This window comes from Janthinobacterium sp. SUN206, from assembly GCF_030587305.1.
GTDB classification, from domain to species: Bacteria; Pseudomonadota; Gammaproteobacteria; order Burkholderiales; family Burkholderiaceae_D; genus Janthinobacterium; species Janthinobacterium kumbetense.
On sequence record NZ_JAPWIB010000001.1, the window covers coordinates 1,728,778 to 1,746,584 of the forward strand.

At 64.6% G+C, this 17,807-nt stretch carries 15 protein-coding genes; 10 read left to right on the forward strand and 5 right to left on the reverse strand.

Annotation, left to right across the window (positions count from 1 at the left end):
* Nucleotides 1-50: 50 nt before the first annotated feature.
* Both O3300_RS07705 and O3300_RS07710 read right to left on the reverse strand, forming a co-directional pair.
* Nucleotides 51-1,379 carry a serine hydrolase domain-containing protein gene (locus tag O3300_RS07705; protein ID WP_369812265.1) on the reverse strand — a complete coding sequence of 443 codons (1,329 nt, stop codon included), beginning with the start codon at nt 1,377-1,379 and terminating at the stop codon, nt 51-53.
* Between the two features lie 28 nt (nt 1,380-1,407).
* Nucleotides 1,408-2,904 (reverse strand): alginate export family protein, encoded by a 1,497-nt coding sequence (locus O3300_RS07710; RefSeq protein ID WP_305052633.1) that lies wholly within the window; start codon nt 2,902-2,904, stop codon nt 1,408-1,410.
* Nucleotides 2,905-3,114: 210 nt separating this feature from the next.
* Between O3300_RS07710 and O3300_RS07715 the strand changes: the two genes are divergently transcribed.
* Both O3300_RS07715 and O3300_RS07720 read left to right on the forward strand, forming a co-directional pair.
* A complete protein-coding gene (locus tag O3300_RS07715) occupies nt 3,115-4,251 on the forward strand; it encodes a sigma-54-dependent Fis family transcriptional regulator (RefSeq protein ID WP_305052634.1) in 1,137 nt (378 codons plus the stop codon).
* Nucleotides 4,252-4,393: 142 nt separating this feature from the next.
* Nucleotides 4,394-6,202 carry an NAD(P)/FAD-dependent oxidoreductase gene (locus O3300_RS07720; RefSeq protein ID WP_305052635.1) on the forward strand — a complete coding sequence of 603 codons (1,809 nt, stop codon included), beginning with the start codon at nt 4,394-4,396 and terminating at the stop codon, nt 6,200-6,202.
* A gap of 73 nt (nt 6,203-6,275) precedes the next feature.
* Here the strand turns inward: O3300_RS07720 and O3300_RS07725 are convergent, their stop codons facing one another.
* Complete coding sequence (locus O3300_RS07725; RefSeq protein WP_099667289.1) at nt 6,276-6,842, reverse strand: YceI family protein; 567 nt, start codon at nt 6,840-6,842, stop codon at nt 6,276-6,278.
* Nucleotides 6,843-7,176: 334 nt separating this feature from the next.
* Here O3300_RS07725 and O3300_RS07730 point away from each other — a divergent pair, with 334 nt between their 5' ends.
* The 8 genes from O3300_RS07730 to O3300_RS07770 all read left to right on the forward strand — a co-directional run bounded on the left by O3300_RS07730 (nt 7,177) and on the right by O3300_RS07770 (nt 16,036).
* Entirely contained in the window at nt 7,177-7,692 is a 516-nt protein-coding gene (locus tag O3300_RS07730) for a sigma-70 family RNA polymerase sigma factor (RefSeq protein ID WP_251348086.1), read from the forward strand.
* Between the two features lie 8 nt (nt 7,693-7,700).
* Entirely contained in the window at nt 7,701-8,696 is a 996-nt protein-coding gene (locus O3300_RS07735; RefSeq protein WP_305052636.1) for a FecR domain-containing protein, read from the forward strand.
* A gap of 101 nt (nt 8,697-8,797) precedes the next feature.
* Complete coding sequence (locus O3300_RS07740; RefSeq protein ID WP_305052637.1) at nt 8,798-11,719, forward strand: TonB-dependent receptor; 2,922 nt, start codon at nt 8,798-8,800, stop codon at nt 11,717-11,719.
* A gap of 35 nt (nt 11,720-11,754) precedes the next feature.
* Complete coding sequence (locus O3300_RS07745) at nt 11,755-12,375, forward strand: biliverdin-producing heme oxygenase (RefSeq protein WP_251348083.1); 621 nt, start codon at nt 11,755-11,757, stop codon at nt 12,373-12,375.
* Nucleotides 12,375-13,514 carry a TonB family protein gene (locus O3300_RS28430; RefSeq protein ID WP_369812266.1) on the forward strand — a complete coding sequence of 380 codons (1,140 nt, stop codon included), beginning with the start codon at nt 12,375-12,377 and terminating at the stop codon, nt 13,512-13,514. The genes O3300_RS07745 and O3300_RS28430 overlap by 1 nt, the downstream gene beginning before the upstream one ends.
* Nucleotides 13,515-13,699: 185 nt before the next feature.
* The gene (locus tag O3300_RS07760) at nt 13,700-14,509 is read left to right on the forward strand and encodes a methionine ABC transporter ATP-binding protein (protein ID WP_099667285.1); all 810 of its coding nucleotides are present in this window, start codon (nt 13,700-13,702) and stop codon (nt 14,507-14,509) included.
* The gene (locus O3300_RS07765; RefSeq protein ID WP_035820173.1) at nt 14,502-15,176 is read left to right on the forward strand and encodes a methionine ABC transporter permease; all 675 of its coding nucleotides are present in this window, start codon (nt 14,502-14,504) and stop codon (nt 15,174-15,176) included. The genes O3300_RS07760 and O3300_RS07765 overlap by 8 nt, the downstream gene beginning before the upstream one ends.
* A 32-nt stretch (nt 15,177-15,208) precedes the next feature.
* Nucleotides 15,209-16,036, forward strand: coding sequence for a MetQ/NlpA family ABC transporter substrate-binding protein (locus tag O3300_RS07770; protein ID WP_099667284.1), 828 nt, complete (start codon nt 15,209-15,211; stop codon nt 16,034-16,036).
* Between the two features lie 92 nt (nt 16,037-16,128).
* Here the strand turns inward: O3300_RS07770 and O3300_RS07775 are convergent, their stop codons facing one another.
* Together O3300_RS07775 and O3300_RS07780 are read right to left on the reverse strand one after the other, a co-directional pair.
* A complete protein-coding gene (locus tag O3300_RS07775; protein WP_289910707.1) occupies nt 16,129-16,743 on the reverse strand; it encodes an OmpW family protein in 615 nt (204 codons plus the stop codon).
* Nucleotides 16,744-16,889: 146 nt separating this feature from the next.
* Nucleotides 16,890-17,786, reverse strand: coding sequence for a LysR family transcriptional regulator (locus O3300_RS07780; protein ID WP_305052638.1), 897 nt, complete (start codon nt 17,784-17,786; stop codon nt 16,890-16,892).
* Between the last annotated feature and the right edge of the window lie 21 nt (nt 17,787-17,807).

The window sequence follows — 17,807 nt, forward strand, 5'->3', positions numbered from 1 at the left end:
TGCAGTTGTGCCCGTTTCGCCGCACGGCTGGCAAGGGTCAGCCTGGCACCCTACTTCGGCCTGGCCAGCAGCAGCTTGCCCAGCGCTTCGAAGGCCGGCGTGGTGGTCGGGTCATTGGCCGCATTGGCTGCCGTCGGCGTCGAGGCGAAGCGCACGATCACCATTTCCGCCTTCGGGTCGACGTAGATGCGCTGGCCATACACGCCGCGCGCCATGTAGGCGCCGTGGTCGTTATGCGTGACCCACCACATGTCGCGGTAGCTCCAGCCCTTGAGCAAATCGTAGCCGCCCTTGGCGAACAGCTGCTTGTCGCCGCCGCGGCGGATATCCGCGACAGCCGCGCGGGGGATGATTTGCTGGCCATTGTAGCGGCCATCGTTGCGCAGCATTTCGCCGAAGCGGGCCAGGTCGCGCAAGCCCGCGCTCAAGCCGCCGCCGGCAAACGGCGTGCCCGTCGAATCGACGCTCATGTAGGCATCCTGTTCAGCGCCCAGCTTTTGCCAGATATGTTCGGACAGGTACGCGTTGACGTTCTGCCCCGTGACGCGGGCGATGATCCAGCCCAGCACGTCGGAGTTCACCGTGCGGTAGCCGAACGCCTCGCCATGCCGGCCCTCGTGCCGCACCGTCTGCAAATACTCGAAATAGCTGCGCGGCCCCGTGTAATCCTTCGACTTGGGCAGCGGATTGCCGGCCGCCGCGTGCTGCCACACTTCCGCTGTCGGGTCGGCGTAATCTTCGCTGAATTTCAGGCCCGTGGTCATGTCGAGCACCTGGCGCACGGTGGCGTCGCCAAATGCGGACTTGGCCAGTTCCGGCACATACTCGGCCACTTTCTTGTTCGGGTCGAGCTTGCCTTCGGCCACCAGGGCCGCGCCGATGGTGCCCATCACGGACTTCGTCACGGACATGGCGCCATGCTGGCCGCTGTCCTTCAGCACGCCGAAATAGCGCTCATACACGATGCGGCCCCGGTGCAGCACGACGATGCCGTCCGTGTAGTTGGCGCCCAGCGACTGCTCCCAGGTCATCGTTTCCGTCGCGCCCAGGGGCGTGAAGCGCAGGCTGTCGATATCCTTGCGCAGCGCGCGCGGCAAGGGCACGGGCGCTTTCAGGCCGCGCGCCACTTCCACCGTCGGCATCAGCTGGCGGAAATGCGACACGCTCCAGCGCAGCTGCGGGAAGGTGAAATAGCTGCCATCGTCGAAGCGGATGATCTTATCGGCCGGCGGCGGCGCGCCCACCATCCATTGCAAGGTGGCCGGGTCGCTGGCGGCGGCCGACAGCGGCGCCGTCGCTTCTGCCGCATGGGCGCCGGCGGCCAGCGCCAGGCAGGCTGCGGCCAGGGCCAGGCGTTTCATGCTGGGGAAATTGTTCATGTGATGCTCTCCTTGATAGACAGAATACTTAATAGACCCATACGACGTTCGCCAGCCAGCCCGTCCACGTCCTGGCCTGGCCATTCACCAGCTGGTTGACGCCCGACTGCGCGAACGAGGCGCTGAAGCCCAGGGTCAGATAGGTATTCGGGTTCACCACGCGCACGTACTTGACGAAGACATCGTTCGCCAGCATCGGACGCAGCACGCCGGCGATCACCACGGGCGCGTCGCCCGGCACGTCGAGGCGCGTGGCCTGGCCGAACTGCAGCGGGCTGCCCATCTGGTTGGCCCGTACCTGGGCCAGGTAGGCGGTCACGGTATCTTTCGGCGTCGGGTGCAGCTCGATGGTAGCCTGCAGCGCATTCACGTTGGCATTGACGAAGACCCAGGTCGCCTTGCTGCCCGAAGCCCAGGCGCCCGGCGTGCCTTCGAAAAACAGCGGGTCGAAGCGCTCGTTGCGCGCCGTGCGCGGATCGTCGCCTGAAAAACTCTGGTAGCCAAGCGTGAACTTCGGCGTCCAGGCCACGTCGGGCAGCGAAAAGCCCCCTTCCGTGCGCCAGCCCCAGGCCCGCATCGGCTCGCGCGTGTTCCATTCGCGCGCGGCGTCAACGCCGAACCAGCCCTTCGGCAGCACGGTGGGCAATACGGGAACGCGCGCGTAGCCATACACGAACTGCAAGTCCTTGCGGCCTTCGGGCACGGCCAGCGGCGCGCCGATGCCGCCTGGCGCCGCCTGCGGATACGCGGCATGCGAACGGGGCACCTTGCCATATGCAATGCCGGCCTTGCGGTCGTTCGCGGGCGCGTAGCTGAAATCAACGCCGACGACGCGCGTGCCCGAATCGTTGTCGGGGTTTTCATTCGGGTCGAGATCGAACGCCTGGGCGCTGAACGCATCCTGGCTTACTTTCGCCACCACGGAATTCTGGAAAGCCTTGCGCGGCCCCAGTTTCAGGGCGCCACGGTCAAAGCCGTTCGAGCCGCCATTGGCGATCAGCATGCCGGTGCCCAGCGTGAAATTTTGCGCGCCGGCCGACAGGTCGAGCATGGCGCGCGTGCCGCCGAGCGGCATGCGGATGCCGGCGACGAATTCCTCGATCGAGATGCGGCCCGTATCGCCGGCGCCGAATGGATCATGGCGCGCCGTGCCGGAGCCGACGGCGGAAACGCGCGCATACAGCTGCTTGCCGTCGCCCAGATTGCGCTTGAAGCCAAGGGCCGGCTTGACATAGAACTCGTACCAATAGGGGTTGAATTCGAAGCCGGGATTACGCGCGGGCGTATTCGACAGCTTCCAGAACAAGTTGTTTTCGCCGGCCACCTGCACGCCCGCTTCCACGGAGCGCGTCATTTGCCAGCTGGCGACTATGGCCGGTTCGACGGCGGCGCGCCGGGCCACTTCCTTTTCCAGGCTGCTCTGGCCATCGGGATCGAGCTGGCCGGCGGCGCCGCAGGAGGCGCTCGCTCCCAGCAAGGCCAGCATCATCGTTCTGCGTGCCAGGAACATCGTTTGCATTGCCATAGATATCCCTTGCGCTGGCTGACTGTCAATTTGAGCGAATGTTATCAGAGATGCTCTTTTTTATTGTTGTAAAGCATCCTATTGTGCGGCGCGGCTGTGGTGAGACGAACGTCTCACGGCAGTCCCATGCTGCAATGCGGCATGCATGTGCCGGCGCTTCGTGCTAAAAACGGGCATACCATAAAAAATACCGAGACACCGGAGAGCGCCATGCCCTACGTCCGCCAGACCAGCCATATCGACCGCGTGCGCGACCTGATCGCCGGCCGCATCGTCAATCCAGGGGCCGATACGGCCAGGCTGGCGTCGTCGTACCGGCGCTCGCTGGACGACTACCGGCTCGACCCCGCCTCCACCACGGGGCCGCGCATCCTGACGGGCGCCGAGCTGCGCGCCATCCAGCAATCCGAAGAAAATTTTCTGCGCTCCACGGGCCAGTGCCTGCCGCGCCTGCACGCCATGGTGCGCGAAGCGGGTTACTGCGTCATCCTCGCCAATGCGCGCGGCGTGACCATCGACTACGCGGTCGATGCGGACCAGCGCAAGGATTTCAAGAAGGCGGGCCTGTATCCCGGTTCGTGCTGGTCGGAAGAGGAGGAAGGCACGTGCGGCATCGCTTCCGTGCTGCTCGACCATGAAGCCATCACCGTGCACAAGACCGACCATTTTCGCGCCGCGTTCACGGGCCTGACCTGCAGCGCCGCGCCGATCTTTTCGCCGCACGGCGACTTGATCGGCGTGCTCGATGCCTCGGCGCTGACTTCCCCCGACGCGCGCGACAGCCAGCGCCTGGTCAGGCAACTGGTGCGGCAAGGCGCGACCCTGATCGAGGACGGCTTTTTCCTGAAGTCCTACGGCCATTGCTGCATCCTGCTGGCGCACCGCAACCGCCACTTCGTGGAAGTGCAGCCGGAGATGCTGCTCGCCATCGACGAGCATGGCGACATCGTCGCCGCCAACCGCTGCGCGCGCGACGTCATCGGGGGCCTGGACACGCTGCCGCGTCCCGTCGGCGACGTGCTGGAAGTGCGCGCCGAGCGGCTGTTCGATGCGCGCGCGGGACACAATCTGCTGTCCTTGCGCCTGGCCGGAGGCAGCACCTGGCTGCACGCCCGCGTGCGCGCACCGCTGCGCCAGGCCGGCGTGCGCGCCACGCGCGAGGCGCCTGTCGCGCCGGACGCACTGGCATACACCGCGCCGGAACAGGCCGAACGCACGCGCATCGCCCACGCCATGAACGCCGCCAAATGGCGCCCGCTGCAAGCGGCGGCCATGCTGGGCATTTCGCGCGCCACCCTGTACCGGCGTCTCAAACAACTGCACATCGTGCCGCCGCACCGCCAGTAGCCGTCCGAAAAGCTGAGATTTCCGTCTCAACTTCAGCCATGCTGCGCTGCGCAATGCGGCGCCGGAACGCCAGTGTTACAACATCGTCAGCGGCAACACAGCCGCATCCCATCATAAAGTCAGCAGACTTGGAGGAGACACGATGCAAACCGATAGCAACCCGCACGACCTGGCCGTGGCCGGCATCCTGGAGCAGCTCGAAGGCGCGCTGCGCGCCAGCGACAGCACGGGCGCCGCGCAATTGTTCGAACAGGACGGCTACTGGCGCGACCTGGTGCTGTTTACCTGGAATTTGAAAACCCTGGAAGGCCGCGAGCAGATCGCCGCCATGCTGGCCGCCCAGCTGGGCGCCGTGCAGCCGCTCTCCATTCGCATCGCCGACGGCGAACACGCCAGCGAGGCCGGCGGCGTGCTGCAAAGCTGGATCACGGTGGAAACGAAGGCGGCGCGCGGCGTGGGTTTCATCCGCATCCGCGACGGCAAGATCTGGACCCTGCTCACCACCATGAGCGAATTGAAGGGTTTTGAGGAAGCCAAGGGCGGCCGGCGGCCCATGGGCGCGGAACACGGCGCGCGCACCAACCGCAGCAGCTGGCTGGAGCACCGCGAGCAGGAAGCAAAGGAACTGGGCTACGCACGCCAGCCCTATTGCGTCATCATCGGCGGCGGCCAGGGCGGCATCGCGCTGGGCGCGCGCCTGCGGCAATTGAACGTCCCCACCATCATCATCGAGAAAAATGCGCGCCCCGGCGACAGCTGGCGCAAGCGCTACAAGTCCTTGTGCCTGCACGACCCCGTCTGGTACGACCACATGCCGTATATTCCCTTCCCCGACAACTGGCCCGTCTTCACGCCCAAGGACAAGGTCGGCGACTGGCTGGAAATGTACACCAAGGTGATGGAGCTGAACTACTGGGGTTCGACTTCCTGCGAATCGGCCAGCTTCGACGAAGCGTCCGGCGAGTGGACGGTGCAAGTGCTGCGCGACGGCCAGCCCGTCACCCTGAAACCGAAGCAGCTGGTGCTGGCCACGGGCATGTCGGGCAAGGCGAACATGCCGAAGTTCAAGGGCATGGACGTGTTCCAGGGCGAGCAACAGCACTCGTCGCAGCATCCGGGGCCGGACGCGTATGTCGGCAAGAAGGTGGTCGTCATCGGCGCGAACAATTCCGCGCACGATATCTGCGCCGCCCTGTGGGAAGCGGGCGTGGACGTGACCATGGTGCAGCGCTCGTCGACGCACATCGTCAAGTCCGATTCCCTGATGGACCTGGCCCTGGGCGACCTGTACTCGGAACGGGCGCTGGCCGCCGGCATGACGACGGCCAAGGCCGACCTGACGTTCGCCTCGATCCCGTACAAGATACTGGCCGACTTCCAGAAGCCCGTCTTCAAGGCCATCCGCGAGCGCGACGCGGACTTTTATGCGCGCCTGGAAGAACGGGGCTTCATGCTCGATTTCGGCGACGACGATTCGGGCCTGTTCATGAAGTACCTGCGCCGCGGCTCCGGCTACTACATCGACGTGGGCGCCTCGGAGCTGGTCGCCGAGGGCAAGATCAAGCTGAAAAGCGGCGTCGGCGTGCAGGAATTGACAGCCCATTCCATCGTGCTGTCCGATGGCACGGAATTGCCGGCCGACCTGGTGGTGTACGCCACCGGCTACGGCTCCATGAATGGTTGGGCAGCCGACCTGATCTCGCCCGAGGTGGCCAACAAGGTGGGCAAGGTGTGGGGACTCGGGTCAGACACGACGAAAGACCCGGGCCCGTGGGAGGGCGAGCAGCGCAATATGTGGAAACCCACGCAGCAGCAAGCGCTGTGGTTCCACGGCGGCAACCTGCACCAGTCGCGCCACTATTCCCAGTACCTGTCGCTGCAACTGAAGGCGCGCATGGAAGGCTTGACCACCCCCGTGTATGGGCAACAGGAAGTGCATCACCTGGCGTGATGGCAGGGGCAAGCAGATAAAAAAATGGCGGCGGACCGAAGTCCGCCGCCATTTTGCATCATGCAGCCAACAATTACTGCTTAATGGCTTCGATGGCAAACGTCAGCGTGACGTCATCGCTGACGGCTGGCGCATATTTGCCCGCGTTGAATTCCGAGCGCTTGATCTTGGCCGTGGCATTGGCGCCGCAAGCGTCTTTTTTCAGCATCGGGTGCGGGGCGCAGGTGAACGAGGTGACGGTCAGGGTGACTGGCTTGGTCACGCCTTTCAGGGTCAGGTTGCCGTCGACGGAAGCGAGCTTGTCGCCGTCAAAATTGAACTTGGTCGATTTGTAGGTGGCGACCGGGAACTTGGCCGTGTCGAGGAAATCTTCGCCCTGGATGTGCGAGTTGAACAGGGTCGAACCCGTGTCGACGGATTTGGTGTCGATCAGCACTTCGACGGCGCCCGTCTTGGCGGCGCGGTCCAGGGTGACCTTGCCGGTGGTGTTATTGAAACGGCTTTGCTGCGTCGAGAAGCCCATGTGGGTGTACTCGAAGCGGGGGAAAGTGTGGCTGCCATCGATGACATAGACTTCAGGAGCGGCAACGGCGGACAGCGAGAAGCCGGCGGCGGCGATAAAAGCGAGCAGTTTTTTCATTGTAGGTTCCTAACAGAAAGTGGAGGATGTCAAAACCGCAACCAGCTGCAGGCGACTGGCGCATGCGGCTGATTGTCTGGCTTCAGTTGCAACAGATTATGCATGGCATGAAGATCGATGTAAAACGGAAAATATACCTAGTTAGCATCGATAAAATCGATAATACATGGCGATATTCTCTGTGACAGCGCCTTCTGCTGCCGATTATTGTCTGCATTGCCAAAAATATCCAGCGTTATCCGGCGCCTCAGATTACATCATAAATGAGAATGATTCTTGTTATTATTTGATGGGCTTGCTATCATGGCGCGCTTTGATCACGGGGACATGCGCGGTGCTTGAACGCTATTACCAGGAATTGCTGCGCCTGATTTCGCGCTCCACGGGATGCCGCGACAAGGCCCAGGACGTGGTGCAGGAAGCCTATGCCCGCCTCCTGGCGCGCCAGCCGCAAGGCGGCGCCCGCGCCCTGCATGGCGATACGCCACCCGACAGCGGCCAGCGCGCCCTGCTGTACGTCACGGCGAAAAACATCGCCATCGACGAACAGCGTTTGCGCCAGAGGCGGCCCCATGACGCGCTCGACGAGCCGCACATGCAGCTGCGCGCGCCGCGCGCCGATGAACCCGAGCAACGGCTGCACGACCGGCAAACCATGGAACGCCTGCTGCTCATCATCGAGGGCTTGCCGCCGCGCTGCCGCCAGGCTTTCGCGCTGTACAAGTTCGACGGCCTGAGCCAGATCGAGATCGCCGCACAGATGGGTATCTCCGTCAACATGGTGGAAAAACACATCATCAACGGCATGCTCGCCTGTAAAAAAGGCTTGCCCGAGCGGGATACGCTATGAAACAGCACATGACATCACAAGACACGACGGCCGACGACATCGACTTCCTGGCGGCGCAATGGCTGCTGCGCCGCGATGCTGGCCTGGCCGCGCACGAACTGGCGGCATTGCAGCAATGGCTGGAAGCGGACCCGCGCCACCAGCAGGCCTGGCAGGCGCTGGTCCGCACCGATGCGCTGCTGGCCAGCCTGCCGGCGCAGCGCGTGGCGGCCTTCAGCCAGCCCGTCCCGGCGGCGGGCGCGCCGTCATCGCTGCTGCGGCGGCTGCGCCAGGCGGCCTCTTTCCCGCCGCGCGGCGCGCTGGCCGGCGGCTGCCTGCTGCTGTGCGGCCTGCTGGCCTGGCCGCTGGCCGGCCATCTGCAGCGCCCCGGCTTCCAGCACGATTACAGCACGGCGCGCGGCCAGTTCGCCACGCAAGTCCTGCCCGACGGCAGCCGCATCGAACTCGATAGCGGCAGCGCCGTCGACGTGGCCCTGTACCGCGACCGGCGCAGCGTGCGCCTGCTGCGCGGCCAGGCCATGTTCCATGTGCAGGCCGACCCTGCGCGTCCGTTCCAGGTCATCGCGGGAGCGGCGACGGCGACGGTACTGGGCACGCATTTTTCAGTGCGCCACGTGGGCGCCACGACCCAGGTGAGCGTGGCGCAAGGCACGGTGCGCGTGGAAAGCGAAGCCGGCGCGCATGCCGAAGTGCTGCGGGCGGGCGACACGGTCACCGTCACGCCGCAGGGCGTGCAAGCGCTGGCCAGGGTCAGCGCACAAGCGGTGGGCAACTGGCGTGCCGGGCGCCTCGATTTCGAGGACGCCACCCTGGCCGAGGCGCTGGCCGAATTCGAGCGCTATGGCGATTCGGGCCTCGTGCTTGACGATCCGGCCCTGGCCGGCCTGCGCCTGAACGGCAGCTTCGACGCGAAGCTGCCGGCGCAGTTTGCCGCCGCCCTGCCCCTGGCCTTGCCCGTGCGCCTGCTGCGCCAGGACGGCAAGCTGCACATTCTCGCCCGCTGATGTAGTCCACATGCAGCGAAATAAAATGCATCCGCACGTCAGGGTAAATGAGACTCATTCGTTTTAACTATGAAGGATCACCACATCACCATAGGAAAAACATGCATATGACTCCACCGCGCCATCCCTTGCACGCCCGCCTGTCTCCCCTCTTCCTGGCCATCGGCTTGGCCTTCGCCACGCCCGCCGTGCATGCCGCCGCCGCGCCGGTGGCGCAGGTCGAATGGCACATCCCCGCGCAGCCCTTGAACCGCGCGCTGAACGAACTGGCGCGCCAGGCCGGCATGGTGCTGCTGGCCGACGCGCGCCTGACGCAGGGACGGCAAAGCGCGCCGCTGCAAGGCCGGCATTCGCTGCCCGAGGCGCTGCGCCAGCTGCTGGCCGGCAGCGGCCTGCAGGCGCAGCTGCAAGGCGGCACGACCATCATCATCAGCGCGCCCGCCCCCGTCGCCGCAGGCGCCGTGCAGATCGGCACCCTGCGCGTGAATGGCCAGGGCGGCAGCGGCACGTTCGAGACGGACGACACGGACCCGGCCGACCTGCCCTACGTCACGTCCGCCTCGTCCGCCTACATCGGGCGCGAACAGATCGAACGCTTCCGCGGCACCTCGCCGGCCGACATCTTCAAGGGCGTAGCCGGCGTGCAGGTGGGAGACAGCCGCAACAGCGGCGCCGTCGACGTCAACGTGCGCGGCATGCAGGGCCAGGGCCGCGTGCCCGTGCTGATCGACGGCAGCCTGCAATCGTCCACCGTCTACCGCGGTTACGCGGGTATCGCCGACCGCAGCTACATCGACCCTGACCTGATCAGCGCCATCCGCATCGACAAGGGGCCGAACCTGTCGGCGCAAGGCGCGGGCGCCATCGGCGGCATGGTCAGCATGCAGACTTTGCGCCCCGAAGACATCCTGCGACCGGGCCAGCGCACGGGCGTGCGCCTGCGCGGCGGCATCCAGGACAACAGCGTCTCGGCGCCAGACGATTTCGGCAGCGCGCCGCGCACGCACCGCAACAAGCTGGGCAACCCGCGCAGCGGCTTTGGCAGCATCGCCGTGGCCACGCGCCAGGACGACTACGACCTGGTGGCCGCCATCAGCCAGCGCAGCATCGGCAATTATTTTTCCGGCACGCGCGGTTTCGAACGCTATCAGCTGCCCAATGCATGGGGTGGCGACGATGGCGTGACGCAGTTCTTCAAGAAAGGCGACGAAGTGCTGAACACGGCCAACCGCACCACCTCGGCCCTGCTGAAGGCCAACCTGCGCCTGCCGCACGAACAGAAGCTGGAGCTGGGCTACCGCTATTTCGACAGCAGCTATGGCGAAATCATGCCCTCGCAAATCTACCGCAACAGCACCGGCAGCATCCCGCAATGGGACCCCAGCCAGGTGCGCACGAACGCGCTGACGGCGCGCTACGAATGGAAGCCGGAAGGCCAGAACCTGATCGACCTGAAGGCCAACCTGTGGCTGACGGACATGCAGAGCAAGTCGCGCAACGGCGATATCTTCAGCAATCCGCTGGAAGGCAAGACCAATCCGGGCGACCACGAATGCAAGGAATGCGTGGAAGTGCTGTACCTGGCAAAGAACCAGGCGCGCCGCGTCGGCGCGGACCTGACGAATACCTCGCGCTTCGCCACCGGCATAGGCACGCTCAAGCTCGATTACGGCCTGTCCTTGCAAAATGAAGATATCGGCCCGGCCGACAGCGTGCGCATCCTCGATGATGACTTGAACGCCAATCACACCCTGCGCAACGGCAAACGCCACGAGCAAAGCGCCTTCGCCTCGCTGCAGTGGCAGGCGCGCGACTGGCTGAGTGTCGAGGCGGGCGGACGCTTCCAGCGCTTCGATACGCGCGACCGCAACCGCCGCGCCGAGCAGCAATACCATCCGCAAGGCTGGCAATGGGTCACCATGTGGGACAAGGACGGCGATCAGATCGGCGCAGCGAAGTGGTACCAGGATGCGCAGGGCCGGTTCACGCCCGCCACCAATCCCGCGCTGGTGGGCGGCATGGTGGAAAACTACGGCACCGCGCCGGTGCCGCTGGACGTCTCGCAGGTGGACCAGTGGAGCGGCAATGGCTATGTCTACCGCGACGCCATCCCCGGCCTGTTCAAGTACAGCACGCCGATCCGCCGCAAGGACCACGGTTTTGCGCCCACGTTTGCGCTGACGGCGCGCCTGTCCGACAGCGTCAGCCTGTTCCTGCGCGATGCGCGCGGCTTGCGCATGCCCAGCCTGTACGAATCGACGATGGGCTTCTCGGCCACGTATTCGTCGCCCTTGAACGCCGAACGCAGCCACAACCGCGAAGTGGGCGTGAGCGTGGTCAAGGATGGCGTATGGAGCGCCGCCGACAAGCTGCGCCTGCGCATCTCCTATTTCGACAACGTCACCCACGGCTACATCACGCGCCGCCCGATTCCCGACTTGCCGGCCTACGCACAGAATTTCTCGATGGCGAACACGGACAAATACAGCGTCTCGGGCATCGAACTGCAGTCGTCATATGACCGGGGTAGCGTGTTCGCCGATTTTTCCGGCACATGGAACCGCAAGACCCTGATCTGCGACGCGGCCACGGCGGCCTATTTGCGCAAGGCCAGCAAGTGGGAATCGGATATCTGGAACACGCCCGACTGCTCGCCCATCGGCTTTTCCAGTTCCTACGTGAGCAACCATATCCAGCCCAAGCTGAGCGCCAACCTGACCCTGGGCACGCGCTGGCTGCAGGAAAAACTCACCGTCGGCACGCGCCTGACGCACGTCGGCCATCCGCTGGCGCGCCAGGACGACAAGGCCGTGTGGCAGTCGTGGACGGGCACCTCGCCGCAGGTGCTGACGCAGGCCTACACCCTGGCCGACCTGTTCGCCAGCTACAAGATCACGCCCAACGCCACCGTCGACGTGGCGGTGGACAACCTGACGGACCGTTACTACCTCGATCCGCTGACTCTGAGCCTGATGCCGGGGCCGGGCCGCACGGCGCGCGTCACGCTTGGCCTTCGTTTCTGATTTGATTCATCCTTATAATAGAGAGCAGATATTCCATGCATGCAGCAAGCGACACCAGCAGCACCTTGAACACCGTTCCGATTAACGCGGCCCCTAGCCGCAGCCAGCGCCTGAAAGCCGACACCATGGCCACCCACGACTTGCTGGACCAGCGCATCATGGCCAGCGCGCCGTTTTCCAGCCGCGACAATTACGCGCGCTTCCTGCAGGCGCAGTACGCGTTCCTGCGCGATGTCGACGCGCTGTACGACAACGCGCAGCTGGCCGCCCTGCTGCCGGACCTGGAACAGCGCCGCCGCTACGCCAGCATCGCGGCCGACCTGAGCGACCTGGGCACCGTCCTGCCGGCCGATGCGGCCACGCCGCCGTTCGACGCGCAACTGGACCTGGCCACGGCGCTGGGCTGGCTGTACGTGAGCGAAGGCTCGAAGCTGGGCGCGGCCATCCTGTATAAGCTGGCCGGCAAGATCGGCCTGGACGAGCATCACGGCGCGCGCCACCTGGCCGGCCATCCGGACGGACGCGCGCGCCACTGGCGCGATTTTACGTCAGTACTCGATACGGCCGTCCTTGACGCCGCCGGTGAAGCGCGCGTGATCGACGGCGCGCGCGCCGCCTTCCTGCGCATGCATGGCCACGTGGAGGCTTGCGCCTGATGGAAGAGCCAGTAATCCAGGCCGGCGCGGAAGCGCATACGGCACGGCTGCGCCGCTGGGCCTGGACGGCCGCCGGCATGCTGATGGTGGCGCTGGGCGTGATCGGCGCCCTGCTGCCCGTCATGCCGACGACGATCTTCCTGATCCTGGCACTGGCCTGCTTCAGCCGCGCCTCGCCACGCCTGGAACACTGGCTGCTGCACCACCCGCGCTTCGGCGCGCCGCTGCGCCAGTGGCGTGAACACCGCGCCGTGTCGCGGCGCGGCAAGGTCCTCGCTTGCCTGGGCATGGCCATCGGCTTTGTCGCCATGTGCCTCGGCCATCCGCCCTGGTGGGTCATCGTCCTCGTGGCAACGATGGAAATCGCCGTCATCATCTATCTGCTGCGCCGCCCGGAAGGGCCGGCGCCGGAAAAGACGCCGCCGGCGGACTGGCACAAGCCGCTGACCATCGCCACGGTCTTCGCCATGCATGGCGCCCTGCTGGGATGGGCCGTGTACCACCGCGCGCCGGCAGCGCCCGTGCTGGCCATCGCGCCCGACTCCGCGCAGCCGGCCATGCTGCTGTTCCTGCCGGCCGCCGCCCCGCCCCGCCCTCTGGAGCAGAATCTTGCTGAACAGGCCAGCGCCGCGGCCGCGCCGTCGCGCGCCCTTGCAAAAAAAGCAGCGCCAGCCCTGCCGCAATTCGTGCCGCCGCAGCCGGATGCCGCGCCCATGCCGCCTCAAGCCGAGGCCGTCGCAGCCGTCGCCGAGGTGCGCCCTGCCCCCGTCACGCCGGCACCGGTGGCCACGGCGTCTGTCGCGGCGGCGCCTCCCTCGCCCGCCCTGCCGCCCGCGCCACAGGAGCTGCGCAGCGGCGTATCGAGCTGGGAAGGCAAGGTTTTGGCGCGCATGGAGCGCTTCCGCCGCTATCCGACGGCGTCGCGCGCGAAGCAGGAACAGGGCGTGGTGTACCTGCGCTGCCGCATCGACCGCGACGGGCAGGTGCTGGCGGCCGCCATCGAGCGCAGTTCCGGTTCCGCAGCGCTGGATCAGGCCGCGCTCGACACTTTGCAACGGGCGGCGCCACTGCCGCGCATTCCCAAGGAACGGCCGGAGCCGCTGGAATTATCGATTCCCGTCGAATTTTCCATCGGCTGATCGCGTAAAAACCGCTTTTACTCTCGCCAAACACCCATATAGACATTATTTGCATATTCAAAGCAAGATTCTGTCGTAGGAGTAATAACACGATCGGAGGTATACTACGCAACCGACGTAACAGGCTGGGCGATTTGGCCCCTGCAAGCGCGCCTGTCACGGTCCAATAAAAAAGGAAACACTGCATGACCACACCACACCGTACGCCGGTGATTCGCATCGATGGCGCAAACAAGACCTTCGCGCTGCCCAAGGGCGAACAATTCCACGCGGTCAAATCGGTCACGCTGGAAGTCTATCCCGGTGATATTTTCGGCCTGATCGGCAAGAGCGGCGCCGGCAAATCGACCTTGCTGCGCCTGATTAACCTGCTCGAGCGTCCCGACAGCGGCAGCATCACGGTCGCCGGGCGCGAATTGACCAGCTTGAGCAAGGGCGAACTGCGCGACGCGCGCCAGAATATCGGCATGATTTTCCAGCAATTCAACCTGCTGCAAAACGCCAGCGTGTTCGACAACGTCGCCTTCCCCCTGAAAATCCATGGCACCACCAAGGGCGAGCACATCGCCGCCCGCGTCGAGGAATGCCTGGCGCTGGTGGGCCTGTCCGACAAGCTGCACAGCTATCCGGCGCAATTGTCGGGCGGGCAGAAACAGCGCGTGGCGATTGCCCGCGCCCTGGCCAGCCACCCCGACGTGCTGCTGTGCGACGAACCGACGTCCGCGCTGGACGCGGAAACGACGCGCGCCCTGCTCGATACCTTGCGCGACATCAATGCGCGCCTGGGCGTGACCATCGTCATCGTCAGCCATGAGCTGTCGGTGCTGGGCGCCATCTGCAACCGGGTCGCCGTCGTGGAAAGCGGCGCCATCGCCGAACAATTCGATTTGAGCGACACGGCCACCCCGCGCAAGACGGCGCTGGGACGCGAGCTGGCTTATTACGGCACCGAGGCGTTTGAAGCCACCGCATGGAAGGATGCAACACATGTTTGAAGAATCGATCAATAACGTCATCAACCTGCTGCCGGAAATCTGGGTGGCGCTGGGCCAGACCATGACCATGCTGGGCATCGGCCTGACGGCCGCCATCCTGATCGGCGGCCCGCTGGGCATCTTGCTGTTCCTCGTCTCGGAAGGCCAGTCGCTGGAAAACCGTCCGCTGTCGATGATCCTCGGCTGGCTGGTCAATACCGTGCGCAGCTTCCCCTTCATCATCCTGCTGGTCGCCCTGACGCCGTTTACGCGCATCATCGCGGGCACTTCGATCGGCCCGCTGGCCGCTGCCGTGCCGCTGTCGTTCGCCGCCATTCCCTACCTGGCGCGCTTGGTGGAACAGAACCTGCGCGAAGTGCCGCGCGGCGTGATCGAGGCGGCGCACGCCATGGGCGCGTCGGAAATGCAGATCATCTTCCGCGTGCTGCTGGTGGAAGCGCGTTCCGGCCTGGTGCTGGCCCTGACCGTGCTGTCGATCAGCTTCCTGTCGTATTCGGCCGTGGCCGGCGTGGTGGGCGGCGGCGGTATCGGCGACCTGGCCATCCGCTACGGCTACTACCGCTTCGAGACGGACATCATGGTCGCCACCGTGGCCATCCTGATCGTGCTGGTGCAAACCATCCAGTTCGCCGGCACGCGCATCGCCAAGCGCCTCGACAAACGTTAATTCATATTCAGTATTTCAGTACAAGGAAAAGCATGAACCACATTCGCCGCAACCTGCTCCTGGCCGCTGCCAGCCTGGCCTTCGCCACCGCCGCCCACGCCAAGGACCCGAAAGAACTCGTCATCGGCACCAGCTCCGGCCCGTATTCGGACCAGCTGAAGCTGGGCATCAAGCCTATCCTGGAAAAACAGGGCTACAAGGTCAAGATCGTGGAATTCAACGACTACGTGCAGCCGAACTACGCACTGGCCGAAGGCTCGCTGGACGCCAACGTGTTCCAGCACATCGTCTACCTGACCAAGTTCGCCACCGATAACAAGCTGCCACTGAGCTCATTGATCACCGTGCCGACCATGCCGATCGGCCTGTACGGCGGCAAGCAAAAAACGCTGGCGGAAGTCAAGAACGGCGCCACCATCACCATGCCGAACGACCCGACCAACCAGGCGCGCGCGCTGGTGATGCTGGCCAAGATGGGCTGGATCAAGCTGAAACCGAACGTCGACCCGCTGCGCGCGTCCGAGCGCGACGTGCTGGAAAACCCGAAGAAGCTGAAACTGGTGCCGCTGGAAGCGGCGCAGCTGCCACGTTCGCTGGCCGACGCCGACTACGCTTTCGTCAACGGCAACTTCGCCCTGGCCGCCGGCATGAAGCTGACGTCGGCCCTGAGCGTGGAAAAGATTTCGGACAGCTACATCAACCTGGTGGCCATCCGCACTGCCGACAAGGCCAAGCCATGGGTCAAGGACCTGGAAGCGGCCTACCGCTCGCGCGCCTTCCTCGACGCGACAAACAAATACCTGGCCGGCTACGAAAAGACGGATTACCAGCTGGCGCTGGAAAAGACGCTGAAAAAATAAGGCGAAAGCAAGGCGCTGCACACAAAAAGACGGCCAGGTTCACACCTGGCCGTCTTTTTTTATTCTGCGCGCCACCCGGGCGCCATCACTGCTTAGAAGCGGTAACCGACGCCTACGCCGATCAGGATAGGATCGATCTTGACTTCGCTGACCTTGCCGCCAGCAGCGGTCAGTACGTCGCTGCGGATCTGCACTTTCTTGATGTCGAAGTTCAAGGACCAGTTCTTGTCCAGTTTGTAGTCGACACCGGCTTGCAGCGCGAAGCCCCAGCTGTCGTGTTCCAGGCGCAGGCCGGGCAGTTTGACACCCGAGATATTCGTGTAGTTCACGCCGGCACCCACGTAAGGGCTGAACTGTTTTTCAGGCATGAAGTGGTATTGCAGCGACAGGGTCGGCGGCAGGTGCTTGAAGGTGCCGACTTGGCCGCCATCGAGCTTGACGTCATGCTTTTGCGGGTAGGTCAGGATCAGCTCGGCAGCGATATTCGGGGTGAAGAAGTACGAAATATCGATTTCAGGAATCGTCTTGCTGCTGACCGTCAAGCGGTCCGATGCACCGAGGCCACCAACAGGAGTCGATTTATCGGCCGGATCGATATGCACGGCGCGCGCACGGACCAGCCATGGGCTTTCCTGTGCCATTGCGTTGCCGGCGAATGCGCCGATGGCGGCCAGGACGATTGCTGCTGCAGTTGCGGACGTTTTCATTATGTTTTCCTCTGTCGTTAAGTAACGCTGCGAAGTCTAAGAGTGCAGTGCAACAAAAACTTTGATCCACATCAAATAGTGCTAGATGGCATCACCAGAGGGATTTTTTCCTTTGCCCAAGTCAAAAATTGCCGCATTGCAGCGCATCAATGCACGTCGGCAAACAGGCTGGCGACCCAGTCGGCAAACACGCGCACGCGCGGCGACAATTGCCGGTGGTGGGGATACAGCACGGACACGGGCAGCGGGTCGGGCCGCCAGTCCCGCAGCACTTCCACCAGTTCGCCGGCCGCCAGCGCCCGCTCCAGGTGATAACGGGGCGCCTGGATCAAGCCCATGCCCGCGCGGCAGCAGGCGTGATACGCGTCAGCATTGTTGACGGACACGGTGCCCGGCAAGGCCACGCTGCGGCGCTGGCCTTCCACCTTGAAATCGAAGGGCCAGACCTTGCCCGTCTGGGCGGAAAAGAAATTGACGGCGCGGTGGCCATCCAGCTGCGCCAGATGCTCCGGCGTGCCGTGCGCGGCCAGGTAGGCGGGGCTGGCGCACGTCACCTGGTCGAGCAGCGCCACGCGGCGCGCCACCATCGACGAGTCGCCCAGTTCGCCCACGCGCAGCACGCAATCGACGCCTTCGCGCACCAGGTCGACGAGGCGGTCGCCCATGCCGATTTCCAGTTCGATCAGCGGATAGCGGGTGCAGAACCGGTCCAGCACGGGCATGACGAAGTGCATGGCCAGGGTCGCGTGCAAGTCGATGCGCAGCTTGCCGGCCGGTTGCTGCGCCGCCGAACTGAACACGGCTTCCGTTTCTTCCAGGTCCGCCAGCAGGCGCACGCAGCGCTGGTAATACGCGTCGCCATCGGGCGTAGGCGTGACTTGCCGCGTGGTCCGCTGCAGCAGGCGCACGCGCAGCCGCGCTTCCAGTTGCTTGATCGCATGCGTGACGGTGGCCTTCGGATAGCCGAGGTCATGCGCCGCCTGCGTAAAACTGCGCAGTTCGACGATGCGCGTAAAGATGCGCATCGCATCAAATCGGTCCATGCTCCCTCCATTGTTATTCCT

Bases quoted from the DNA above. Each gene is read 5' to 3' on its own strand.
- O3300_RS07780 (WP_305052638.1), bottom strand. From the start codon at position 17,786: ATGGACCGATTTGATGCGATGCGCATCTTTACGCGCATCGTCGAACTG.
- O3300_RS07715 (WP_305052634.1), top strand. From the start codon at position 3,115: ATGCCCTACGTCCGCCAGACCAGCCATATCGACCGCGTGCGCGACCTG.
- O3300_RS07770 (WP_099667284.1), top strand. From the start codon at position 15,209: ATGAACCACATTCGCCGCAACCTGCTCCTGGCCGCTGCCAGCCTGGCC.
- O3300_RS07765 (WP_035820173.1), top strand. From the start codon at position 14,502: ATGTTTGAAGAATCGATCAATAACGTCATCAACCTGCTGCCGGAAATC.
- O3300_RS07740 (WP_305052637.1), top strand. From the start codon at position 8,798: ATGCATATGACTCCACCGCGCCATCCCTTGCACGCCCGCCTGTCTCCC.
- O3300_RS07710 (WP_305052633.1), bottom strand. From the start codon at position 2,904: ATGGCAATGCAAACGATGTTCCTGGCACGCAGAACGATGATGCTGGCC.
- O3300_RS07760 (WP_099667285.1), top strand. From the start codon at position 13,700: ATGACCACACCACACCGTACGCCGGTGATTCGCATCGATGGCGCAAAC.
- O3300_RS07705 (WP_369812265.1), bottom strand. From the start codon at position 1,379: ATGAACAATTTCCCCAGCATGAAACGCCTGGCCCTGGCCGCAGCCTGC.
- O3300_RS07745 (WP_251348083.1), top strand. From the start codon at position 11,755: ATGCATGCAGCAAGCGACACCAGCAGCACCTTGAACACCGTTCCGATT.
- O3300_RS07735 (WP_305052636.1), top strand. From the start codon at position 7,701: ATGACATCACAAGACACGACGGCCGACGACATCGACTTCCTGGCGGCG.
- O3300_RS07775 (WP_289910707.1), bottom strand. From the start codon at position 16,743: ATGAAAACGTCCGCAACTGCAGCAGCAATCGTCCTGGCCGCCATCGGC.
- O3300_RS07720 (WP_305052635.1), top strand. From the start codon at position 4,394: ATGCAAACCGATAGCAACCCGCACGACCTGGCCGTGGCCGGCATCCTG.
- O3300_RS07725 (WP_099667289.1), bottom strand. From the start codon at position 6,842: ATGAAAAAACTGCTCGCTTTTATCGCCGCCGCCGGCTTCTCGCTGTCC.
- O3300_RS28430 (WP_369812266.1), top strand. From the start codon at position 12,375: ATGGAAGAGCCAGTAATCCAGGCCGGCGCGGAAGCGCATACGGCACGG.